The organism is Candidatus Brocadiia bacterium (genome assembly GCA_041658285.1).
Taxonomy (GTDB): domain Bacteria; phylum Planctomycetota; class MHYJ01; order JACQXL01; family JACQXL01; genus JBBAAP01.
Genome location: JBBAAP010000023.1, coordinates 1 through 4,509 on the forward strand (window position 1 = coordinate 1; position 4,509 = coordinate 4,509).

General features: G+C 51.3%; 1 protein-coding gene. It reads left to right on the forward strand.

Annotated features, from left to right (window positions below; translation table 11 throughout):
• A partial coding sequence (locus WC980_10785) for a carboxypeptidase regulatory-like domain-containing protein (protein ID MFA5795536.1) occupies nt 1–4,509 on the forward strand: 4,509 nt, incomplete at both ends.

The following is a 4,509-nucleotide window of genomic DNA, read 5'->3' on the forward strand; positions in this document are numbered from 1 at the left end:
GGCGACATGGGTGCGGTTATCTGTGAAAGCGTATCCAATAACGTATACGGCCTGATGTTTTCCGGAGGCAATCTGGAATCCGGTGTCCCGGATGACTTTAACCTGCCCGGATTTATGGTCGAGATTTTTAAGAAGAACAGTCCGGGTGAACCTTTTAAATTCCTCAGCCGGGGATTTTTCGGGATGAATTTCGGGCCTGAATACAATGTTGGTCCTCAGATGGCTTCACCGGGTGACAACATCCCGCTCGATATATTCGGGCCGGGGTTTGACGCTACATCAAGTATCGACATATTCGTGTATTCGGGCGGCACCTGGATCCATGATTCGGGCATTACTCACGGTTCAGTATCAGTAATCAATGATGTACCGCCGCCGGGCGTACACCTGCAGACTATGATCGCGATAGCCAACAATGCCCCTGTAGGACCGAGAAAAATCAAAGTTACCACCGACGGTTCGGTGGTCGATATCGACAACAGGTTTAGTATTATGCTGCCGATGAATGTATCTATATCCGGCGACAATATCGTTATCGATCCTAACGGCAACCCGGTCGGGACCGACCCTGCCAAGATTAAACTGAGGGTGTTTACCGGTCCTTATCCCTCACCTGATATAACCGACGGATTCACCATCGACGGGTCGGGAAATATCATTGTGCCCTTTACCCAAAAGCCGGAACTGAAATTTGCTAACGGGTTTGATATCGAAGTGATCAGGCTGTCGGACGACACCATGCTGGGCAGAGCAATGTATATGAAGCCCGGTGTAGGGCCTGACAAAGTAATGCCGGGGTCGTTCAATATCCCGCTTGATATCTGGGCGCCCGGTCTGGACGCCACATCCAGTGTTGCCGTTAAGGTATACAACGGAAGTAGTTGGGTTACTGATACGAATTTTGTGCTGGATCCCAGTACCCGCAAAATAATCGTAGAACCAGGCAATATCGGCGGCGCCATGAAGCACTTCCAGATTATGATGACTGTAAAACAAGAGGCCGCTATAGGCCCAAGAAAGATTATAGTAACAGGCTCCGGAGCGGTCACCATAAACAATGCGCTTACGGTAATGCCCAACATGGGCTCTCTTCCCGCCGATGCTCCTTTTATGGCCGGCGGTTCAAACGTGGAAGAAATGGGTACCGTATCACCGGAAATCATGTTTATCGGCATCGGGTTTACCCGCGAGATTCTGGTAGCCCCGGTTGGCACCGGTAACTACAACACGGTGAAAAACGCTGTCCAGATTGTCAAGCTGGATGCCGCCGGCACCCCGGTCGAAGGCCCTTTAGACGGAACGGTGATGAACCCGCCACCGCCGCCCGACTCGGCAACCACAGTAGATAAAAACGTCATACTGTTCAAACCGACTGTAGCAATGGAGGCTTACTCTACATATAGGTTAACAATCGCCCAAGGTTCGATCACATCAACCGGGGCGTCACCCCAGGCCCTGGCCAGCGCTTATGAGGTTACCTTTACTACCGGGCCGGTTGATACTTCTGCGCCTCAGATTGTCAAGGTTGACACTAAGGCTTCGCCGACTGAAGGAGCCATTGTCTTCCAGTTCAGCAAACCTGTAAATCCTATAGACGCGGAGAACACTGGCAACTACAACATAACCGTATCAAGGCCGCTGCCCAACGGGCCGGTCCAGGCCAAATACGACCCTATGATGAATGTAGCCATACTGTTCCCGTACGATTTGGCCATAGGGGACAGCATCACCGGGACCGTAAGCGGTATCTACAATGCGCCGGGCACGGTTCTGATGACGCCTTATACAGTCAACACTACCGTACAAGGCTTCCAGATGGGTACAGGGCCGATGACAAATAATCAGAAGGCGTTCTCCCCGGTGGAAGTCAGGCCCACCAACCCATGTGCCTCGTCAGACTCGCATTATATCATTAGAATGCCCATCCAACAGCAGCTTTCCGCAGGCGATAAGATCGATATCGTGTTCCCCTCAGGATTTAATGTAACATCGGCAATCATCGATCAGGGCTCTCCGATGAACAATGACATCAACGGCCCGGGGACAGGCACGGTGACAATCAGGTCTGTTTCTGCTGAATCCATCTCCCGCACGATAACCGTTACCCTCAATGCCGATACGGCCCAGCCTGATTTCATCCAATTTGAACTTAAAGGCATTATCAACGGGCCGCAGAAAAACATTTCCTTTGACTCGGCTACCGGAGCGCCCAGTGACGGTTACTACTGTACAATCACAACCAAAGCATCAGACGGCACGGCCAAAGAAGGCCCGATGAACTCGATGCTCTTCCCGATAGCCGGGGCGGCAGCAGGGGCGTTGAACGGGAATTTAGTAGATAACTTAGAGACCGGTATTGCAGATGTCACGGTTTACCTGGACGGGCCGGGCGGCAGAAAAGAAACCCTCACAGGCTCTGAAGGCTACTTCAGTTTTACAGGATTAGCGCCGGGAGGATACTTCCTGTCAACCCAGCAGTCTCCAGGCGGTGGGGGTTATGCGGGAATAATGATGCCGATTCAATTCTTTGTTGATAATTCCACCAAGAATGTCGGGAATATAACCCTGGACTCCACTTCAGGCGGAGATGTTACTTATTATGACCTAACTATAAGTGTGACATCTCCGGGAACATCGCTGGCAGGCAAGCAGGTGGACGTATTTGCAGGCAATCCATCATCATTCTATGTGCAGACCGTAACATTAGACGAAAACGGTGATGCGGCAGTCCTCAATGCGCCAGTCCTCAAGGTTAAGGCCGGCACTTACATGGTTGGCGTGGGCCCTGCAATACCCAAAGGTGGTATGACGGGTCAGCCGCTGGTAATGGACTGGATGCCTCCAATGCCTACCAAACTCGACATCCAGGAAAATACACCACTTACTATTAACATTAATGTACCGGAAGCAACTATCAGCGGTACGGTCAAAGACGGCAGCAGCAACGGCATCCCAAATGCCGAAGTATTTGCCTACAGTCCTACCGGAACTTCCATGGGCTCCAGGGCAATGACTGATTCCAGCGGGGCATTCTCCTTTAAGGTAACAGCCGGGGAATATGTAGTCGGCACTCATGCCCCGGGGATGCCCTGGATACCCGAGAAAAAGCTTGTGGCAGTCAATGGTCAAACTGTAACCGTAGACTTCAAGTACGAAACACTGGAAAGAACTATCTCCGGTGCGGTCCTCGATTCAGACCAGAGGCCGGTAACTAAAGCCTCAGTAGTGGCCTACCGGGTTGATTCGAGTAATATCTCGACAGCTAAACCGCTGCCCGGATTTGCTAATGCCACCACAGACTCCAGCGGAAACTTCACCCTGTTCGTGAAGCCCAACAGCTACTGGGTATTGGCCGGTTTTGCTCCAGACTATGGGGAACTGCCAAAACAGCTGGTTACTATAACCACATCAGATGTTAGCGGGATCAAAATTTCAGTCGCCAGCAGCACGATGGGTACTGTCCAGGGCACAGTTTACTGCGATGTAGTAAATAAGGTAGCCAACGCCACGGTCTGGGCCGAGGGGATAAACGGTCTGGCCTATGGCAACAAAGCTGTGACCAACTCCCAAGGCCAATATACATTAAAACTGAAGCAGACATCAGGCACCCAGAAATACAGGCTGCACCTGTGGACACCGGAAACCGGCGAAATTGCCTTAACTGACGATCAGGCACTGATCACCGTAACAGGAACCCTGGTCAAGAATTTCAATCTGCCGAAAAAAGGTATCATCACGGTAGACTTCGGCATCCAGGCCGCCGGGTTTGAAGCCTTTATCCACGCCAAGAGCACCAATAACAAATACCAGAACGGCGGGTTTGTAAAACTTGGTGCCGGTGGCACGGCCCAAGTTAAGATGAACGTTCCGGTGGAAGACCCAAATACTACCTATAACCTCATGATAGCCGTCCCAGGAATCGGCGACTCCAGTACAGTAGCTGAGTTTGCCGGGAAAACAGCTCCGCTGACGGTAGAGGAAGCGGCATATACGGTCAATATCACCCTGCCATCCCTGGTAACTTTAAGTGGTACCATAAAGGTCACCGCTGACGATGGTAACCCGGTTGAAGGGGCCTGGGTATCGATAAACAAAAAAGACGGCCCATTTGGTAAATTCACCAAAACCGATGCCGATGGGAACTTCAGTTTTGACCTGCCGGCAGGGTCATATTTCCTGACCGCAGCCCATCCGGATTACTCATCAAAACCTCCGGTTTCAGTTACCGTAAGTAACGATTTAACCCGAAATCTGTACGTCGACCCAGCCAGTGAAACTGTAATAAGCGGGACTATTTACAAAGACAGCGTTTCCGCCAGTAATGTCGCCTCTTCAAACACAGTCGTCTGGGCTATTGACCAAGATGGCAAGTGGGCCGGTGGTAAACCGGATTCCGATGGGACCTATGAGATAAATGTTACTGACGGTATCTGGATGGTCCAAGCTGCCGGTGACGGTTACCAAACAACAGCAGTGAACAGTCAGAAGGTAACAGTCAGCGGAGCATCG